This window comes from Pelomonas baiyunensis (genome assembly GCF_043555935.1).
GTDB lineage: Bacteria > Pseudomonadota > Gammaproteobacteria > Burkholderiales > Burkholderiaceae_C > Pelomonas > Pelomonas baiyunensis.
Genome location: NZ_JBIGIB010000001.1, coordinates 949,020 through 967,260, shown reverse-complemented (window position 1 = coordinate 967,260; position 18,241 = coordinate 949,020). Strand labels below are relative to the sequence as shown.

Sequence of the window (18,241 nt, the reverse complement as noted above, 5' to 3'; positions counted from 1 at the left end):
GGTCGGCAGGTTCAACGCTCGTTCTGGCGGCCGTCGCCGGGTTGCTTGTCACGCTTCACCGGCACGCCATCCTGACGCCCCCGCTGCGGGCCATCGTCGCGTGGCTGGGCGCGCGGCACATTGGGCGCGGGTGACGCAGCGGGCGGCATTTGCACACGGGGCAGATCGGCACCCCGCTCGGGTTGCGGTTGGCGCCGCATCTGCTCCTCGCGGCGCTGCATCTCGCGCTGCTGCATCTCACGTTGCTGCATCTCACGTTGCTGCATCTCGCGTTGCTGCATCTCGCGTTGCTGCATCTCGCGTTGCTGTGCCTCACGTTGCTGCATCTCACGTTGCTGCATCTCACGTTGCTGCATCTCACGTTGCTGCGTCTCACGTTGCTGCATCTCACGTTGCTGCATCTCACGTTGCTGCATCTCACGTTGCTGCGTCTCACGTTGCTGCATCTCGCGTTGCTGCATCTCGCGCTGCTGCATCTCACGCTGCTGCATCTCACGCTGCTGCATCTCGCGCTGCTGCATCTCGCGTTGCTGCATCTCGCGTTGCTGCATCTCGCGTTGCTGCATCTCGCGCTGCTGTGCCTCGCGCTGCTGTGCCTCGCGCTGTTGTGCCTCGCGCTGTTGGGCGTCGCGGTTGACGCCGCGCAGCGGCAGGTTGTCGTGACCGGGCGCCGGCACGGCGGCGGGGGGCGTGGTCGGCACGGTCACGGGGGCGGGCGCCAGCATGGCCGGGGGGGCGTCCACGCGGCCGTCGCGGCGCACGGGCAAGGCGCCCTCACTGCGCCACGCCGGCGGCACGGGGGCGCCCCCCTCCGGGGCGCGCGGCGCCGGACGACGATCACCCTCGGGCGGGCGAACCGGCAGGCTCGGCAACGCAGGCGCCAAATCCGAGCGTCCGGGTGCGGAGGGCAACGGGCGGGTCCAGCCCGGGTCAGGTCGGCGATCCGGACCGCGCACGGGCAGCGGCTGGATGGCCGCACCGGGCGCCGGCAGCACGCTCACCGCGCCCGGCACCTCGCGATACCGATGGGGGCGCTGCACGGTGACCGGGTCGCGCAAATCTCGCGGATCGTTGATCCGCCCCACGTAGCGAGGCGAATGCCGATAGCCGGGCACGAACACTTCGCGCGGTGCGAGGGGGTACCAGCCGAACTGCGGCGGCACGGGCCGGCCGCCCACCCCAATGCCCACCGTCACAGCGCCGCTGCCCACCCAGCCCACCAGGGCCGGGGCGTACACCGGCCGGTGCACGTAAGCGCCCGGCGCCCAGCACCAGCGCCCGCCCCACATCACCCAGCGGCCGTAATGGAAGGGGGCAAAACCCCAGGGGGCATCGTCCACCCAGGTCCAGCCCCAGTGGCGCGACCACACCCAGCGCCCGTAGCGGTAGGGAGCCCAGTCGGCAACGACCATCGTGGTGGGAATCCAGACCGTACCGTACTCGGGCGCCGACTCCCAGCGGCCATGGCGGTCCAGGTCTTCAGCGCCGGTCATCTCGGGTGACACGTAGCGCGCCACCGGGCGGTCGCCCTCTTCCCGGCTCTCGGCCAGCACCCAATCGCCGAAGCCGTCGGCGTACAGCGGCCCACGCTCGGCGCGCGGGCTGTCGGGCCACCAGAGCTCGACCTGTTCGCCGGTACTCATCCACACGGGCGACGCCGGGCGTGCCCAGTCAAAGCGCATGCGGCCCTGCCACACGTACACCTTGCTGCCACGGTCCAGTTGTTCCACGCGGTACAGACCCTCGCGCTCGGGCTGGGCCGTGCCCTCGCGCGTGCGCAGGCGGGTCTCGGCGGCGTTCTCGGCCGAGCGCAGGCGCACGGCCACATCACCCCGGTCGAGTTGCAGCAGGGTTTGCCCGTCGTCGAGCTGGCTCAGTTCCAGGTCGCTGCGTTCGTCCAGCCAGATGGTGGTGGACCCGGTGCGCAAGCTCACCCGGCCCCGCTCATCGGTGCGCACCCGGTCGCCCTCGCCCACGGTCTGGTTGCGGGTCAGCCGCAGCCACTCGCGGGTTTCGTGGTCGAAGAGCCAGGCGTCGCCCACCACCTCCACCACGCGCGCGGCGCGGCTGGGGGGGTCTCGCAGGCCGTCTTGCGCCTTGGCCATCGGGGCCAGGGCGAACAGCAGGCTCAGCGCCAACACCCGCCAGGTGCGGCGGGTCAGGACGTACGAAGGGGCGGCAGACAGGGCCATGGCGTGAAGCTCCTTGATGGCACGCTAACGCACCAGGGCAGCGCTCGGTGGACGGCGCTTACAAACCTTGCAGATTCAGTCGTCGTCGGCGTGGGGGTCGAGCTCGGGGAAGAGCACCGAGGTGAAGCCGAAGCGCGTGAAGTCAGTCACCCGCATGGGGTAGAGGATGCCGTCCAGGTGATCGCACTCGTGTTGCACCACGCGGGCGTGGAAACCCTCCGCCACGCGGTCGATGGGCTGGCCGTCAGCGTCGAACCCGGTGTAGCGGATGCGCTCATCACGCGCCACCACGCCACGCAGGCCCGGCACTGACAGGCAGCCCTCCCAGCCCTCGGTGCGCCCGCCCTCCAGCACTTCAATCACCGGGTTGATCAGCACCGTGGGCGGCACCGGCGGCGCGTCCGGGTACCGCACGTTCTTCGTGTAGCCGAAAATGACGAGCCGCAGGTCCACGCCGATCTGGGGCGCGGCCAGGCCCGCGCCGTTGGCCGCTGCCATGGTCTCGAACATGTCGGCAATCAGCGCCTTCAGGGCCGGCGTGCCGAACTCCGTGACGGGCTGGGCCACGCGCAGCAAGCGCGGATCGCCCATTTTCAAAATCTCGTGAACCGCCAATCGGGCCTCCTTGGACTATCGTCCCGACCATTCTAGAAACGCCACCATGCCCGCTCCGCTGCCCGATTTCCTCGAAGACCTTGGCCATGGCATCTACGCCATCGACACCGGCTTCCAGCGCCCACGCTTCGATGCGGCCTACCTGATGGTGGAAGACGGCCGGGCGGCCTTCATCGACACCGGCACCAACCACGCCGTGCCGCGCCTGCTGGCCGCGCTGACCGCGCTGGGGCTGAGCCCGGACGCTGTGGACTGGGTGATCCCGACCCACGTGCACCTGGATCACGCCGGCGGCGTGGGCCTGTTGATGCAATCGCTGCCCCAGGCGCGCGCGCTCGTGCACCCCCGCGGCCTACGCCACATGGTGGACCCGAAGGCCCTGTGGCTGAGCGCCCTCACCGTGTACGGCGAGGCCGAAATGCAGCGCAGCTACGGCAAGCTGGTGCCGGTGCCGGCGGAGCGCGCCGAGGCTTCGCACGACGAGCAGGTCATCCACCTGGCCGGGCGGCCCCTGCGCCTGATCGACACCCCCGGCCACGCCAAGCACCACCATGCCATTTGGGACGCCCGCAGCCGCAGCTGGTTCACGGGCGACACATTCGGGCTTTCGTACCGCGTGTTCGACGTGGCAGGGCGCGCGTGGATCTTGCCCACCAGCACGCCAGTGCAGTTCGAGCCGGACGCACTGAAGGCCACGGTGCAGCGCCTGTTGGCGGCGGAGCCCGTGGCCATGCAGTTGACGCACTACGGCCGGGTAGGCGGCTCCGAAGGCGAAGTGCAGCGCCTGGCCGCCGAGCTGGTGGCGCAGGTGGACGAGATGGTGGCCGCCGCCCAGGCCTTGCGCCACGCCCCGGACCGCCACACCCAACTGCGCGACCGGCTGCTGAGCGGCTACCTCGCCCGGCTGGCTGCACACGGCCACACCCAGCCCGCCGAGGCCGCCGACTGGCTGGCCATGGACGCTGAACTGAACGCTCAAGGCCTGGAGGTGTGGCTGGAGCGCGCCGCGCCATGAACATCCTGCTGGTGGACGACCACCGCCTGCTGGCCGAGGCGCTGACCGGGCTGATCGAAGCCCGCTTCCCCGACGCCCAGGTGCACCAGGCCGGCACACTGGCCGACGCGCTGCGCCTGCTGGACGACCGCTTCGAGCTGGTGCTGCTGGACCTGAGCCTGCCCGACGCCACCGGCATGGAGGCCGTACATGCGGTGCGCACCCACGCGCCTCAGACCCGCACCGTGGTGATCTCGGCCGACGACCGGCCTGACACCGTGCGCGCCGCGATCGAACTCGGCGCCAGCGGCTTCGTGCCCAAAAAAGCCGACAGCCGGCAGCTGCTGGCTGCGCTGTCTGCCACGCTGGAGGGCGGCGTGCCCTTGCCGCCGGCCTTGCTGGCGCAAGCCCCCTCGCCCGCGGTGGACACCACGCACGAACTCACGCCCCGCCAGCGGGATGTGCTGCGGCTGTTGATTCAAGGGCAGTCCAACAAACTGATTTGCCGGCACCTGGGGCTGTCGGAGTCGTCCGTGAAGACGCACCTGGAAGCGGTGTACCGGCGCCTGGGCGTGTCCAGCCGCACGCAGGCCGTCATGGCTGCCGCGCGCTTGGGGCTGAAGTTCCCTGCGGCCTGATCACGCCCAGGCCCTACCCGCACCATTCAAACGGGCCCGTTCACCAGCGGGCGCAGCGCCTGCGCCAACTGCTCCGCGCGGAAGGGCTTGTGCACCACCGGCAGGCCGCTGGCGCCGAGTTCGGCCAGATCCTCCGGCGCGGTGTTGCCCGTGACGATGACGGCAGGCACCGGCCCTTGCGCTGCACGCAGCGCAGCCACCACGTCCAGCCCGCTGCCACCGGGCAAGCGCATGTCGGTCACCAACAGGTCGAACGCCGGCCAGCGGCCCTCGGCCAGCCCCTCGCGCAACTCGGCCGGAGACGCCAGTGCCACCACCTCACCGCCCCACGCCTGCAAGCGCAGGCGCAAGGCCTCGCGGGCGCCGTCGTCGTCTTCCACCAGGCACACGGTGCGCCCGCTCAACGCCGGCCCCGGCGGTGGCGCCGATTCAGCCCGCGGCGCCGCCGCGGCATCCACGGCCGGCAGGTCCAGCGCGAAACACGAACCGCGCCCTGGCGTGGAGCGCAGCAGGATCTCCGCACCCAACAGCCCCGTCGCGCGGCGCACGATGGCCAGGCCCAGACCTAGCCCGCGGCTGCGGTCGCGCTGCGGGTTGTCCAGCTGAACGAAGTCCTCGAACACCCGCGCCTGCTCGGCAGCGGGAATGCCGCGCCCGGTGTCCCACACCGCCACTCGCCAATGGGCGCCGCGGCGCCGCACGCCCACCAGCACGCCGCCGCGCTCGGTGTAGCGCAGGGCATTGCCCACCAGGTTGCGCAACACCTGCTCGATGAGCACCGCGTCGCCCAGCACCGTGGCCTCGGCCGGCACCCGCACGCGCAGGCGCAGGCCGCGCTGCACCGCGGCCTCGCGTTCGTGCGCCGCCAAGGCCTCCAGCAGCACACGCAAGTTCACCGGCTCGCGCGCCACGCGCAGCCCCGCCGCGTCCAGGCGCGACAGGTCCAGCAAGCCCGCCAGCAGGCCCTCCATGGCCGCCACGGCTTCGTCCACGCGCCCGATCAGCCGCTGCTGGGCGGGCGACACCAGTTGCTCCCGCAGCACGCCCACCAGCACCCCGATGGTGACCATGGGTTGGCGCAGGTCGTGGCTGGCCGCCGCGAGGAAGCGGGTCTTGGCCGTGTTGGCGGCCTCCAGCGCCGCGGTGCGCTCGCGCACGCGTTGCTCCAGCACCTGGCCGGCGCGCTCGGAATCGGCCAGCGCCTGCACCAGCCGGCCACCCAACATGCCGCCGTAGATCAACACCAGCAACGGCCCCAGCCAGGGCAACACGAATTCCCAGTGCTGGGGCAGCCGCCCGCCTTGCAGCAGCATGTCGTACGTGCCGCCGGCCAGCAGTGCCAGGCCCAGCAGGGCCAGCAGCCAGAAGCCCCGACGCCGCTGGCGCCAGGCCGCGCGCCCCAGCAGCGCCGTGGCCACGGTGGCATTGGCTGTCAGCAAGGGGTACACCCACTGGCGCAGGCGGTCCAGCGAGGCCGCATCGCCCGGCCACACCAGGCCGGCGATGGTGGCCGCCACCGCCACCACCACCAGCCACACGCGCCACGCGCGCCAACCCGGCGCCCCAAGCGACACGCCGAAGAACCCGTACAACGCGTTCACCGCCACGATCAGCAGGTACATGCCCTGCCCGGCCCCGGCCGGTGACGGCGCGCCGGGTTCGACGAAGGCGATGTTGCGCAACGCCAGCAGCAAGGCCAGCGCGCCGTACCAGCCCAGCGTGACCTCGTGGCGCCGCCGCGCCCACAGCAGCAGCGCAAACAACGCCGCGCCACCGGCCAGCCCGTTGAGCGTGCGCGACAGGTCCACGGCCATGCGGCGGTACCACAGCGCTTTCAACTCCACATCGGCCACCGGCCCGGCGTGCAGCACGCCCAGGCCGGCGCGCAGCCCGCCTTTCTCTTCAATCAGCACCTCGTTGGCGCCCGGCCGCAGCAGCTGGCGCGGCAGGCGCACCAGCCACGGCGTGGTGCGGGGCTGGAAGGCATCGGGCACCTCCAACAGGTCGCTCACCACCGTGCCGTTGAGCCAAACGCGGTGGTGCAGTGGAAAGCGGGCCGACCACAGCGCCCAATCGCCCGCCCCGTCGGCCTCCGCCCAGGTGAGCTGCACGCGGTAGCGGCCCTGCCCCGGGCGCGGCACGCCACGCAGGCGCCAGTCGTCCGGCAGGGCCACGGCCTGCCAGGCCCCGTCGGCGGCCTGCCAGTCCACCGCGTCGACGCTGCGGGCGCCCGGGGCCTGGGCGTGCGCCCCGCTGACGGCCAACACCAGCGCGAACAGCAGTGCGAACAACCGCCCCGTTGACCACCCCACCCGCCGTTGCCCCAGGCGCAGCCAAGCCCCCGCCACCCGGAGCGGCAGCAGCGACGGCGGAGTCCAACGAAGGCAGGTCAGCATGGGCGCGGCAAAGCTTGGCGCAATGTAGACGCTGCGCCACACGGGGGCATCGGCCAAATGGCCGAAGCGAATGGCCGAAGCGCAATGCCGAGCGGGCGAGTTGGCACGGCCTCCGCCCTCGAAGGCGGGGCGTGTGCGCCAGCAGCCCAGCGCCCAACGCCAGACGTCGTTTCGGCCATTCGGCCGATACCCGCAACGCACCCTGCTCCGTAAGGTCCCGCCGCAACTGACACACGTCAGCCTCACCTCAGGGACCCACCATGAAACCCACCCCTCTGCCCCGCTCCGGCGCCCTGGCTGCGGCCGCGCTGACCCTGCTGTTGTCCGCCTGCGGCGGTGGCGGCAGTGACGCCCCGGCTCCGGCGCCAGCACCGGCCCCCACCCCGGCTCCTGCGCCAACTCCGGCTCCAACACCCGCGCCCACCCCAGCGCCCACGCCCGCCCCGGCCCCCGCACCGGCGCCTACCACCGTCACCGGCACGGCGGCCACGGGCGCGGCCATTCAGGGCACGGTGCAGGCCGTCGACGTCAACGGCAAGCTCTCGCCGGTGGCCGTCACCAGCGGCACCGGCGCCTACACGCTGGACGTGAGCGGGCTCACCGCCCCCTTCCTGCTCACCGTCAACGGCACCTCTGGCGGCCGGCAGGTGATGCTGACCTCCATCGCCACCGCAGCGGGCCAAACCGTCAACCTGACGCCGCTGACCGACTTCATCGTGGCCGCTGCAGCCGGCCAGTCGGCAGGCGGCACGCTGGTGAACGCCTGCACGGCCAACAGCGGTGGCGCAGTGGCGCCGGCCTGCCTCACCGCACTGCAAAACGCGATGACCGGCACCCGCCTCAAAGACGCCGCCCAGCAGGTGGCCGCGATGGTGGCGCCGCTCAACACCGGCGGCACCGACCCACTGAACGGCGCCTTCAAGGCCGACGGCACCGGGCTGGACGCGGTGCTGGACCGCGTGCTCGTGGCCCCCAACAGCGCCGGCCAGGCCACGGTGACGCTGGTGGCCACGCAGGCCGTGATCGGGCAGACGGGCAGCAACGGCGCCCTCACCGTCACGCCGCCCACCGCCACGCAGGTGCAGCAAGCCAATGCCGTGGCGACCGTGCTGCCCGAAGTCAGCGCCTGCATGGCCTCGTTCGCCGCGCTGTACCCCAGCACCGGCTTCAAGGCGCCGAGCACAGCGCAGGTCGAGCCCTTCATCGACGCCAACTTCAACGGCTTCGGCGCAGACAAGGCGGGCCTGGTGGCCTTCCTGACCAGTGGCAAGGCGCCAGCGGTGGGCGGCTTCTCGTTCAGCGTTCTGTCCCTGGGCCGCCGAGACATGACGCCGCTGACGGCCAATGAGATCACCGTGCTGACGGACAACTCGACCACCAACAAGGTCACCACCATCCTCGACGCCCGCACGCAAGGCGGTGCCCCGGTGCGGCTGGACGCCACCGGCCAACCCACCAGCGCCTGGGTGCGGATCGGGATCAACAGTGACTCCACCGTGATGCAGTACACCAAGGGCGCGGCCTACGCGGGCTGCCCGGGCGGTTGGCGCCTCGCCGGCGGTCAGCACGTGGAGATGCACATGGCCGCTCGCGTGGCCCGCAACGAATCGGTGGCCGGGGTGGCTGGCATTGAGCGGGTGCGCGCCTTCCACCTAGAGCGTGCCGATGTGGCCGCTGAAGTGGCCAAGGGCATGGCGGACGTCGACACGGTGGACGTCCGCGGCCCCGGCATCGTGCTCTACAGCGGCAACCCCAGTGCGCCTGTGGGCGACAAGACCAAGCTCACGCTGGTTCGCTCGGCCAACAGCTTCATCAGCCACTACGTGGTGTCCGACGCCACCAAGTTCTACCGCGACAGCGACGCGCTGATGAGTTGCACCGACGTGGCCGCCGCCAGCGGCTCGGCCGCCGGCACGCCCTGCCTCGACGAAAGCCCGGTGAACGCCGGCCAGGCCTACATCTGGGCGCTGAAGGCGCTGGGCACGGGCAAGGTGGTGCGCGCCTTCCCGTTCGAGGTGGGGGCGGTGCCGCTGTCCAAGGCCTTTGCGCTGGCCAATGCGTCCAACCTGTTCGCCACCATCACCGGCGTCACGCCGGCTTCGGTGGCCGACATCAAGACGACCCTCAGCAGCGCCAGCGGTTCGGTGCTCGATAACGTGTTCAGCATCTCGTACACGCAGGGCTCGGCCTACGGTTCGCGGGTGGACGAATGCAACCTGGGGCTGTTCGATGCCATCGGCAATTACCTGCTGAACGCCGAGGTCAATGCCATCGGGCGCGAGACGAAGTGCACCTTTGTCACCAGCGAGCTCAACTCCGGCTCGCTGGCCAAGCCCACGGGCATCACGGCCTCGGCCTCGGTCAGCGTGGCCACCATGGTGCTGGGCAACCAGGTCACCACCACGCGCCGCCTGCCCTGACGCCACCGCCTGCACCCGGCCTGGCGCGCCCGCGCTGTGCCGGGCGCACCGCAGGCGTGCGCGTTTGTGCACCAGCCTTGTGCCAGGCCCGGTTCTGCCGGGCCTTTTCATGGGCGAGCCCCAGGCGGGCGGGCCCGGCACGGCTTTTGCGATGACCTGAACGGGGACGCCGCGCGCAGCCCCAGACCCATTCGCCAACGAAGGCGACCCAGCGCAACGGCGCGACTCTTGCGGCCCCGACCGAGCAGACCTCTGCTGGCGGGGCCTTCTTACTGGTGGCTTCGCACCTGCCCGCCCGTGGCGGACGGGTGCCGTCTTGTCAGGCAGCAATCCATGCACATCGTCCTCATCGGCCACGGAATGGTGGGCCAGAAGTTTCTTGAATCCCTCGCGGACAGCCCCGCCGCAGCGCAGCTGCGCGTGACGGTGCTGTGCGAGGAGCCGCGCCCGGCCTACGACCGCGTGCACCTCTCGGAGTTCTTCTCCGGCAAGACGGCGGACGACCTGTCACTGGTGCCGGCGGGCTTCTTCGAGCGCACGGGCTTCGAGTTGCGCCTGGGCGCCCGGGCCATCGCCATCGAGCGCCGCGACCGCACGGTAACCACGGCCGACGGCGAGGTGCTGCACTACGACAAGCTCGTCATCGCCACCGGTTCCTACCCCTTCGTGCCCGCCGTGCCGGGCCGCGACCGCGCGCACTGCCACGTCTACCGCACCATCGAAGACCTGGAGGGCATGCAGGCCAGCGGCGCGGTGTCCAAGAGCGGCGTGGTCATCGGCGGCGGCCTGCTGGGGCTGGAATGCGCCAAGGCCCTGCGCGACATGGGCCTGCAAACGCATGTGGTGGAGTTCGCCCCGCGCCTGATGGCCGTGCAGGTGGACGACACCGGCGGCCGCGTGCTGCGGGAAAAGATCGAGGCGCTGGGCGTGTCGGTGCACACCGGCCGCAACACGGTCGACATCACCGACGGCGCCGCCGCGCGGCACCGCCTGGTGTTCGCCGACGGCACCTGGCTGGAGACCGACATGCTGGTGTTCTCCGCCGGCATCCGCCCGCGCGACGAGCTCGGCCGGCAGTGCGTGTTGGCCATCGGGCCGCGCGGCGGCATCGTGGTGGACGACCACTGCATCACGAGTGACCGGAACATCTACGCCATCGGCGAAGTGGCCGCCTGGAACGAACAGACCTTCGGCCTGGTGGCGCCGGGCTACGAGATGGCCCGCGTGGCCGCCCGCCACCTCACCGGCGACGCCACCGCCGCCTTCACCGGTGCGGACATGAGCACCAAGCTCAAGCTCATGGGCGTGGACGTGGCCAGCATCGGCGATGCGCACGGCAAGACGCCCAAGTGCCGCAGCTACCAGTTCGTGGACGAGCGCAAGCAGGTCTACAAGAAGATCGTCGTCAGCGAGAACGGCGAGAAGCTGCTGGGCGCGGTGCTGGTGGGCGACGCCGAGGAGTACGGCACGCTGCTGCAGATGGCGCTCAACGGCATCCAGCTGCCGCCCGAGCCGGAGTTCCTGATCCTGCCCAGCAGTGACGGCAAGGCCAAGGTGGGCATCGGGCCCGACGCGCTGCCCGACAGCGCCCAGCTCTGCTCGTGCAACAACGTCACCAAGGGCCAGATCTGCGCTGCGGTGGGCGAAGGCTGCACCACCATCGGTGAGATCAAAGCCTGCACCAAGGCCGGTGCCACCTGCGGCGGCTGCGTGCCGCTGGTCACGCAGGTGATGAAGCTGGAGATGACCAAGCGCGGCATGGCCGTGAACAACCACCTGTGCGAGCACTTCCCGCACTCGCGCCAGGAGCTGTACCACCTGATCCGCGTGGGCGGCATCAAGACCTTCAGCGCCCTGCTGGCCCAGCACGGCCAGGGCCTGGGCTGCGACATCTGCAAACCCGCCGCGGCCAGCATCTTCGCGTCGTGCTGGAACGACTTCGTGCTCAAGCCCGAACTGGCCAGCCTGCAGGACAGCAACGACTACTTCCTCGGCAACATCCAGAAGGACGGCAGCTACTCCGTCGTGCCGCGCATGCCGGGCGGCGAGGTGACGCCGGACGGGCTGATTGCCGTAGGCCAGATCGCCAAGAAGTACGGCCTCTACACCAAGATCACCGGCGGCGCCCGCGTGGACATGTTCGGCGCCCGCGTGGAGCAGCTGCCGCTGATCTGGGAGGAGCTGATTGCCGCTGGGTTTGAGTCCGGCCACGCCTACGGCAAGAGCCTGCGCACCGTGAAGAGCTGCGTGGGCAGCACATGGTGCCGTTATGGCGTGGACGACTCGGTGGGCTTGGCCGTCGAGATCGAGAACCGCTACAAGGGCCTGCGCGCGCCGCACAAGATCAAGTTCGGCGTGTCGGGTTGCACGCGTGAATGCGCCGAGGCGCAGGGCAAGGACGTGGGCATCATCGCCACCGACAAGGGCTGGAACCTTTACGTCTGCGGCAACGGCGGCATGAAGCCGCGCCACGCCGAACTGATCGCCAGCGACCTCTCCAAGGCCGACCTGATCAAGTTCATCGACCGCTTCTTGATGTTCTACGTGCGCACGGCCGATCGCCTGCAGCGCACCAGCACCTGGCGCGACAACCTGGAGGGCGGGCTGGACTACCTGAAGGCCGTCGTCATTGACGACAAGCTGGGCCTGGGTGCGGAGTTGGAAGCTCAGATGCAGGCCGTGGTTGACACCTACCAATGCGAGTGGAAAACCGCCGTGACCACGCCTGCCGTGCGCCAGCGCTTCCGCTCCTTCGTGAACAGCGACCAGCCGGATGAACACATCGTGTTCGTGGAAGAGCGCGGCCAGATCCGCCCGGCCCGCGCTGAAGAACGCGTGGCCGAGCACGCGGGCCAGCGCAACGAAGCGCCCGACGAACAACCGGCCTGATCCGCCCCCCCACCGCCCTTCAAGGAGTTCCGCATGAGCCCGTCTTTCAGCCCCGTCTGCACGGTGGACCAGATCCTGCCCAACACCGGCGTTGCCGCGCTGGTGAAGGGCCGCCACGTGGCGGTGTTCCGCATCGGCGACGACCGCTTTCACGCCATCGACAACGTCGACCCCCGCTCCGGCGCCAGCGTGCTGGCCCGCGGGCTGGTGGGCAACCTGGGTGAGCGTGTGGTGGTGGCGTCACCGCTGTACAAGAACCACTTCGACCTCAGCACCGGCGAGTGCCTGGAAGCGCCGGAACAGTCGGTGCGCGCGCACGCGGTGCAGGTGCAGGACGGACGGGTGTACGTCGCGCTGGACTAGTCCCGCCCCAACGCTGGAACACAAAAAAAGGCCGGCGCACGTGGCGCCGGCCTTTTCGCTTGGGACGCGATGCGTCAAACGTCCAGGCCGAGTTCCTGAATCTTGCGCGTGATGGTGTTGCGGCCAATGCCCAGCTTCTGCGCGGCTTCGATGCGGCGCCCGCGGGTCAGGTCGAGTGCGGTCAGGATGAGCTGGGCCTCGAAGCGCTTGGTCAGCACGTCCCACACATCGGCCTCGCCGGCGGCGAGGCGGGCGCGTGCGTCAGCGGCCATGTCGGCCAACCAGCCTTCACCACTGCTGGTGTTGGCGGGTGCGGCGGGCGCCGGCGCGGGCAGGCTTGAGGTGGCCTGCGGGGCCACCACCGGGCTGGTCATGGCCGTCAGGGACGGGGCCGGCACATAGCCCGGCTGCAGTTCGTCGGGCAGGTCTTTGGGCTCCACCGTTTGGCTGGGCGCCATCACGCTGAGCCAGTGGCAGATGTTTTCCAGCTGCCGCACGTTGCCCGGGAACTCGAAGTTCGACAGCACGGCCAGCGCCGCGTCAGAGAGGCGCTTGGGCTCCACGCCCAGCTCCGTGGCGCTGCGCTGCAGGAAGTGGCGGGCCAGCGCAGGCACGTCTTCCTTGCGCTCGCGCAGCGGCGGCAGGCGCAGGCGGATGACATTGAGGCGGTGGAACAAGTCCTCGCGGAACACGCCTTGCCGCACACGCTCTTCCAGGTTCTGGTGGGTGGCGGCGATGACGCGCACGTTGCTGCGCATGGGGCTGTGGCCGCCCACGCGGTAGAACTGCCCGTCAGACAGCACACGCAGCAGGCGGGTCTGCAACTCGAAGGGCATATCGCCGATTTCATCGAGGAACAGCGTGCCGCCGTCGGCCTGCTCGAAGCGGCCGCGCCGCGAGGCTTGGGCACCGGTGAACGCGCCGCGCTCATGACCGAAGAGTTCGCTTTCCAGCAGGTCTTTCGGAATGGCGGCGGTGTTGATGGCCACGAACGGGCCTTCGCCGCGCGGGCTGTGCTTGTGCAGCGCGCGCGCCACCAGCTCTTTGCCCGAGCCGCTCTCGCCGGTGATCATCACCGTGACGTTGCTCTGCGAGAGCCGGCCGATGGCGCGGAACACGTCCTGCATGGCCGGGGCCTGGCCCAGCATCTCGGGCACTTGTGCGGCGGCCTCCTGCTCGCCGGCCTCACGCTGGCTTTCTTCCTGCGCCCGGCGGATCAGCTCCACGGCGCGCGGCAGGTCAAAGGGCTTGGGCAGGTACTCGAACGCGCCGCCTTGGAAGGCCGACACGGCGCTGTCCAGGTCGGAGTAGGCCGTCATGATGATGACGGGCAGCGCCGGCAAGCGGGCTTTGACCTTGGCGAGCAGTTCCAGCCCCGAGCCGCCGGGCATGCGGATGTCGGAGACGAGCACCTGCGGGGTGTCGTCGTCCAGCGCCGCCAGCATGTCGCGCGCATTGCTGAATGACCGCACCGGCAGCCCTTCACGGGCCAGTGCCTTTTCCAGCACGAAGCGGATCGAGTGATCGTCGTCAACAACCCAGATGGATTTCATGAGGTTCCTCAGCCGATCCCCTCACCTCGTGGGCTCAGGGCAACGGCAGCGTGATTCGAAAGTTCGTCAGGCCCGGCTCGCTTTCGCAATCGATCATGCCCTGGTGTTGCTGGGCGATCGTCTGCGCAAGCGTGAGTCCGAGCCCCGAGCCGCCATCCCGCCCGGAGACCAGGGGGAAGAAGATGCGATCCCGGATCTCGGCGGGGACGCCGGGACCGTTGTCCTCGATATGCAATTCCAGTGCCAAGCGCCAGCGCTGCTTACCGATGGTGACCTGTCGAGCCACCCGCGTGCGCAGCACGATCTGCGCGTCGCCCGCTGCAATCCGCGAACTCAACACTTGAGCGGCGTTCTGAACGATGTTCAGCACCATCTGGATGAGCTGCTCGCGGTCGCCGCGGAAGTCGGGCAACGAGGTGTCGTAATCGCGCTGGATGATGAGGCCCTTGGGGTGCTCAATGAGCACCAAGGAGCGAACCCGTTCGCAGATTTCGTGGATGTTGACGTCGCCCACCACCTGCGCCTTGCGGTGCGGGGCCAGCAGGCGGTCCACCAGGCTTTGCAGGCGGTCCACCTCGTGCACGATGACCTGCGTGTACTCGGTGAGCTCGGCGCTGCCGTCCTGCAACTCCAGCGCCAGCAACTGGGCCGCGCCGCGAATGCCGCCCAGCGGGTTCTTGATCTCGTGCGCGAGGTTGCGCGTGAGCTCCTTGGTGGCCTGCACTTGATCGAGGTTGCGCTCGTCGCGGCCCTGGCGTGCCTGCTGCGCGATTTCAATCAGTTCCACCAGCACGCGGGGCGCGCCGTCGGGTGCCGCATCCATCTGCGACACGATGACGTGCACCGGCAACCCGTCTTCCGGCGCCCAGGCGCCGCGGCGCAGCAGCGCGTCGAAACGGCTGCTGGAGTACTGGTTGGCGGCCACACCGGCGAGGGTTTCGGTCAGGCGCTGCGCGTCGTCAAACCAATCCGGCAGCTGCGCCTTTTGCACTGCACGGCGCGACACGCGCATCACGTTCTCGAACGCAGTGTTGGCGAAGCGGCAGTCGCCCTGGGCACCCACCACCACCACCATGGTGGCCAGCAGGTCCAGGCCCGCGAATTCGGCGGGCACGAGTGAAGCATCAGGCATGAAAAGCCTCGAATCCATCGAAAAGGGGCGCACGGCGCCCGCAGGGACGGCCGGCACGGCGGCGTCCCGAGACGGCAGCGTCAGGACGGCAGCTTGGCGATCTCGCGCTTGAGCGCCTGCACGTCGGCCTCGTAGCGGGCGATGTTGTCCTTGAGCTCGCCCATGCGGTCCAGGTACTTCTGGTAGTTGCGCTCGTCGCCGCGGCGCTCGCCCTGGCCGTTGTTGAATTCGCGCTGCGCGCTGGACAGGCGCTCTTCGGCCTGGCGCAGCTCGGTTTGCAGCACGCGACGGCGCTCGTCGTCGCGCACGCGCTGCTGGCCGGCGTCGACGCGGTTGTCATTGGCACCGGCCCGCGGGCCATCGGGCGCGGGGGCTGCACCCGGCCGGGGTTTGGCACCCTGCACCACCGTGATGGGCGTGCCCTCGATGGTGCGGCAACCCTTCTCGCTGGCTTCCTTGGCGGACAGCGCGTCGGTGTACAGCACCGGTGGCCCCGGGCAGCGATACACCGGGCCCTGGGCCTGGGCGCCCAGGCTGGCCAGAAGAATCAGCGGTGCCAGCAGTCGATTCAGCATGGCGGCATTGTGGCTCAGACACTGCAATGAAAAAGGGGCCGCACGGGCGGCCCCTCTCCAGGGATGACCAGGCAGCGGGATGGCTGCCTGCGTTCATCACAGGGCGTAGTACATGTCGAATTCGACCGGGTGCGTGGCCATGCGGAAGCGGGTCACTTCCTGCATCTTCAGGTCGATGTAGGCATCGATGTACGCATCGGTGAACACGCCACCCTTGGTCAGGAACGCGCGGTCCTTGTCCAGGTACTCCAGAGCCTGGTCCAGGCTGTGGCAGACGGTCGGGATCTTCGCGTCTTCTTCCGGCGGCAGGTGGTACAGGTCCTTCGTGGCGGCTTCGCCCGGATGGATCTTGTTTTCCACGCCGTCCAGACCGGCCATCAGCAGTGCTGCGAAGCACAGGTACGGGTTGGCGGAAGGATCCGGGAAGCGGGCTTCCACGCGACGGCCCTTGGGGTTGGCCACGTACGGAATGCGGATAGAGGCCGAGCGGTTCTTGGCCGAGTAGGCCAGCTTCACCGGGGCTTCGAAGCCCGGCACCAGACGCTTGTACGAGTTCGTACCCGGGTTGGTGATGGCGTTCAGCGCGCGAGCGTGCTTGATGATGCCGCCGATGTAGTACAGGGCGAAATCGCTCAGGCCGGCGTAGCCGTCACCGGCGAACAGGTTCTTGCCGTCCTTCCAGACGGACTGGTGAACGTGCATGCCGCTGCCGTTGTCGCCGACGAGCGGCTTGGGCATGAAGGTGGCCGTCTTGCCGTAGGCGTGCGCCACGTTCTGGACGATGTACTTTTGCAGCTGAGTCCAGTCAGCGCGCTGCACCAGCGAGCTGAACTTGGTGCCGATTTCCATCTGACCGGCGTTGGCCACTTCGTGGTGGTGCACTTCGACCGGGATGCCCATCTGTTCGAGGATCAGGCACATCTCCGAGCGCATGTCCTGGCCGCTGTCGACCGGGGGCACGGGGAAGTAGCCGCCCTTGACGGTGGGACGGTAGCCGGAGTTGCCGTGCTCGTATTCCTTGGACGAGTTCCAAGCGCCTTCTTCGGACTCGATCTTGAAGAACGAGCCGGACATTTCATTGCCCCAGCGCACGCTGTCGAAGATGAAGAACTCGGGTTCCGGACCGAAGTAGGCGGTGTCACCCAGACCCGACGACTTCAGGTACGCCTCGGCGCGCTTGGCCAGGGAACGCGGATCGCGCTCGTAGGCCTTGCCGTCGGCGGGGTCGACCACGTCGCAGGTCAGGATCAGGGTCGGCTCTTCGAAGAACGGGTCGATGTTGGCCGTGTTCGGGTCCGGCATCAGCAGCATGTCCGAGGCTTCGATGCCCTTCCAGCCGGCGATGGACGAGCCGTCGAAGGCGTGGCCCGACGTGAACTTGTCTTCGTCAAAAGCGGACACCGGCACGGAGACGTGCTGCTCCTTGCCACGGGTATCAGTGAAGCGGAAGTCAACGAACTTGACTTCGTTCTCCTTCACCATGTTCATCACATCGGCGACGGTCTTGGCCATCAAAAGCTCCTAGCGGAATCGGACAGGGGTGGGATGCTGCCGCCAGCGCTCGCGCGCCAGCAGCCACGAGAAAAATTAAAGCAGGTTGTGTGCCAGATGCACCGACATGGATCGTCGCCCGCTGCTGCTGGGAATTATGGTGTGACGTCGGTTACGGGGCCAGAACTATCGCACCAGCTCAGTGCTGATCGATGCACCAAAGTGGATCACGCCCTGTTTCAGTGCATCGTAGGCGGGCAGCAGTTGCTCGGCGTCACCTTTGACGCCCAGTTCGATGCAGCGGCCCCACTGCGGGTGGTCGACGCTGGGCAGGCTGAACACCTTGATGCCCGGGAACTGGGCCTCCAGCGCTTCCATCAGCGGCGTGAGGCTGGCCTCCATCGCGCCTTGCACGATGAGCGACCGCTCCAGCACCTGCACCGCGCGGTGCAATTGAGGGTAGCGATCCAGCACCCAGGACATCATGGGGTGCGCCATCACCGGGAAGCCCGGCACGAAGTGCACATGCCCGACGAAGAAGCCCGGGATCTTGTTGTACGGGTTGGGAATGATGCTGGCGCCTTCAGGGAACACACCCATCTCGAAGCGCCGCAGGCTGTCCGGCTCGTCCGCCGTGACGGCCTTGCCTTGTTCGGCCGCCATTTGCTGGATGCGCTGCCAGATGAGTTCGCGCGCCTCGGGGTGCAGCGCCAGCGGCCGGCCCAGCGCCAACGCGGCGGACTGGCGGGTGTGGTCGTCCGGCGTGGCGCCGATGCCGCCGCAGCTCACCACCAGGTCGCCACTGGCAAAGGCCTCGCGCAGCCGCTCGGTGAGGCGCTCGCGGTCATCGCCCAGGTACTGCACCCAGGACAGCTGCATGCCGCGCTCCGACAGCAGCTCGATGAACTTGGCCATGTGCGAGTCGCGCCGCTTGCCCGACAGGATCTCGTCGCCAATGATGATCAGACCGACTTGCATGAGGT

At 69.2% G+C, this 18,241-nt stretch carries 13 protein-coding genes; 5 read left to right on the top strand and 8 right to left on the bottom strand.

Features of this window, described 5'->3' with window-relative positions; all coding sequences use genetic code 11:
• Window positions 1-11 precede the first annotated feature (11 nt).
• The gene (locus ACG01O_RS04310) at window positions 12-2,192 is read right to left on the bottom strand and encodes a DUF6600 domain-containing protein (RefSeq protein WP_394381701.1); all 2,181 of its coding nucleotides are present in this window, start codon (window positions 2,190-2,192) and stop codon (window positions 12-14) included.
• A 75-nt stretch (window positions 2,193-2,267) separates the two neighbouring features.
• Window positions 2,268-2,807 carry a peptide deformylase gene (def, locus tag ACG01O_RS04305; RefSeq protein ID WP_394381699.1) on the bottom strand — a complete coding sequence of 180 codons (540 nt, stop codon included), beginning with the start codon at window positions 2,805-2,807 and terminating at the stop codon, window positions 2,268-2,270.
• A gap of 46 nt (window positions 2,808-2,853) precedes the next feature.
• Between def and ACG01O_RS04300 the strand changes: the two genes are divergently transcribed.
• Together ACG01O_RS04300 and ACG01O_RS04295 are read left to right on the top strand one after the other, a co-directional pair.
• Complete coding sequence (locus tag ACG01O_RS04300) at window positions 2,854-3,822, top strand: MBL fold metallo-hydrolase (RefSeq protein ID WP_394381697.1); 969 nt, start codon at window positions 2,854-2,856, stop codon at window positions 3,820-3,822.
• Window positions 3,819-4,439: a response regulator gene (locus ACG01O_RS04295; RefSeq protein WP_394381695.1), complete on the top strand. Its 621-nt coding sequence runs from the start codon at window positions 3,819-3,821 to the stop codon at window positions 4,437-4,439. The genes ACG01O_RS04300 and ACG01O_RS04295 overlap by 4 nt, the downstream gene beginning before the upstream one ends.
• A 26-nt stretch (window positions 4,440-4,465) precedes the next feature.
• Here ACG01O_RS04295 and ACG01O_RS04290 read toward each other — a convergent pair whose 3' ends face one another.
• Window positions 4,466-6,730 (bottom strand): ATP-binding response regulator, encoded by a 2,265-nt coding sequence (locus tag ACG01O_RS04290; RefSeq protein WP_394381693.1) that lies wholly within the window; start codon window positions 6,728-6,730, stop codon window positions 4,466-4,468.
• Window positions 6,731-7,095: 365 nt separating this feature from the next.
• Between ACG01O_RS04290 and ACG01O_RS04285 the strand changes: the two genes are divergently transcribed.
• The 3 genes from ACG01O_RS04285 to nirD all read left to right on the top strand — a co-directional run bounded on the left by ACG01O_RS04285 (window position 7,096) and on the right by nirD (window position 12,507).
• The gene (locus tag ACG01O_RS04285; protein WP_394381691.1) at window positions 7,096-9,255 is read left to right on the top strand and encodes a hypothetical protein; all 2,160 of its coding nucleotides are present in this window, start codon (window positions 7,096-7,098) and stop codon (window positions 9,253-9,255) included.
• A 333-nt stretch (window positions 9,256-9,588) separates the two neighbouring features.
• Window positions 9,589-12,144, top strand: a complete 2,556-nt coding sequence (nirB, locus tag ACG01O_RS04280) for a nitrite reductase large subunit NirB (RefSeq protein WP_394381689.1) — start codon at window positions 9,589-9,591, stop codon at window positions 12,142-12,144.
• 33 nt (window positions 12,145-12,177) lie between these two features.
• Window positions 12,178-12,507, top strand: a complete 330-nt coding sequence (gene nirD, locus ACG01O_RS04275) for a nitrite reductase small subunit NirD (protein WP_394381687.1) — start codon at window positions 12,178-12,180, stop codon at window positions 12,505-12,507.
• 74 nt (window positions 12,508-12,581) lie between these two features.
• Here nirD and ntrC read toward each other — a convergent pair whose 3' ends face one another.
• The 5 genes from ntrC to ACG01O_RS04250 form a co-directional block, all read right to left on the bottom strand.
• Window positions 12,582-14,060, bottom strand: a complete 1,479-nt coding sequence (ntrC, locus tag ACG01O_RS04270) for a nitrogen regulation protein NR(I) (RefSeq protein WP_394381686.1) — start codon at window positions 14,058-14,060, stop codon at window positions 12,582-12,584.
• Window positions 14,061-14,094: 34 nt separating this feature from the next.
• Window positions 14,095-15,192: a nitrogen regulation protein NR(II) gene (gene glnL, locus ACG01O_RS04265; protein WP_394381684.1), complete on the bottom strand. Its 1,098-nt coding sequence runs from the start codon at window positions 15,190-15,192 to the stop codon at window positions 14,095-14,097.
• Window positions 15,193-15,272: 80 nt separating this feature from the next.
• The gene (locus ACG01O_RS04260) at window positions 15,273-15,767 is read right to left on the bottom strand and encodes a hypothetical protein (RefSeq protein WP_394381682.1); all 495 of its coding nucleotides are present in this window, start codon (window positions 15,765-15,767) and stop codon (window positions 15,273-15,275) included.
• A gap of 96 nt (window positions 15,768-15,863) precedes the next feature.
• Window positions 15,864-17,279: a type I glutamate--ammonia ligase gene (gene glnA, locus ACG01O_RS04255; protein ID WP_394381680.1), complete on the bottom strand. Its 1,416-nt coding sequence runs from the start codon at window positions 17,277-17,279 to the stop codon at window positions 15,864-15,866.
• A 165-nt stretch (window positions 17,280-17,444) separates the two neighbouring features.
• A complete protein-coding gene (locus tag ACG01O_RS04250) occupies window positions 17,445-18,236 on the bottom strand; it encodes a competence/damage-inducible protein A (RefSeq protein ID WP_394381678.1) in 792 nt (263 codons plus the stop codon).
• Window positions 18,237-18,241: the final 5 nt, after the last annotated feature.

Coding starts and splice junctions, on each gene's coding strand:
- ntrC (WP_394381686.1), bottom strand. CDS start 14,060: ATGAAATCCATCTGGGTTGTTGACGACGATCACTCGATCCGCTTCGTG.
- ACG01O_RS04285 (WP_394381691.1), top strand. CDS start 7,096: ATGAAACCCACCCCTCTGCCCCGCTCCGGCGCCCTGGCTGCGGCCGCG.
- ACG01O_RS04300 (WP_394381697.1), top strand. CDS start 2,854: ATGCCCGCTCCGCTGCCCGATTTCCTCGAAGACCTTGGCCATGGCATC.
- nirB (WP_394381689.1), top strand. CDS start 9,589: ATGCACATCGTCCTCATCGGCCACGGAATGGTGGGCCAGAAGTTTCTT.
- ACG01O_RS04250 (WP_394381678.1), bottom strand. CDS start 18,236: ATGCAAGTCGGTCTGATCATCATTGGCGACGAGATCCTGTCGGGCAAG.
- nirD (WP_394381687.1), top strand. CDS start 12,178: ATGAGCCCGTCTTTCAGCCCCGTCTGCACGGTGGACCAGATCCTGCCC.
- ACG01O_RS04295 (WP_394381695.1), top strand. CDS start 3,819: ATGAACATCCTGCTGGTGGACGACCACCGCCTGCTGGCCGAGGCGCTG.
- glnA (WP_394381680.1), bottom strand. CDS start 17,279: ATGGCCAAGACCGTCGCCGATGTGATGAACATGGTGAAGGAGAACGAA.
- glnL (WP_394381684.1), bottom strand. CDS start 15,192: ATGCCTGATGCTTCACTCGTGCCCGCCGAATTCGCGGGCCTGGACCTG.
- ACG01O_RS04310 (WP_394381701.1), bottom strand. CDS start 2,192: ATGGCCCTGTCTGCCGCCCCTTCGTACGTCCTGACCCGCCGCACCTGG.
- ACG01O_RS04260 (WP_394381682.1), bottom strand. CDS start 15,767: ATGCTGAATCGACTGCTGGCACCGCTGATTCTTCTGGCCAGCCTGGGC.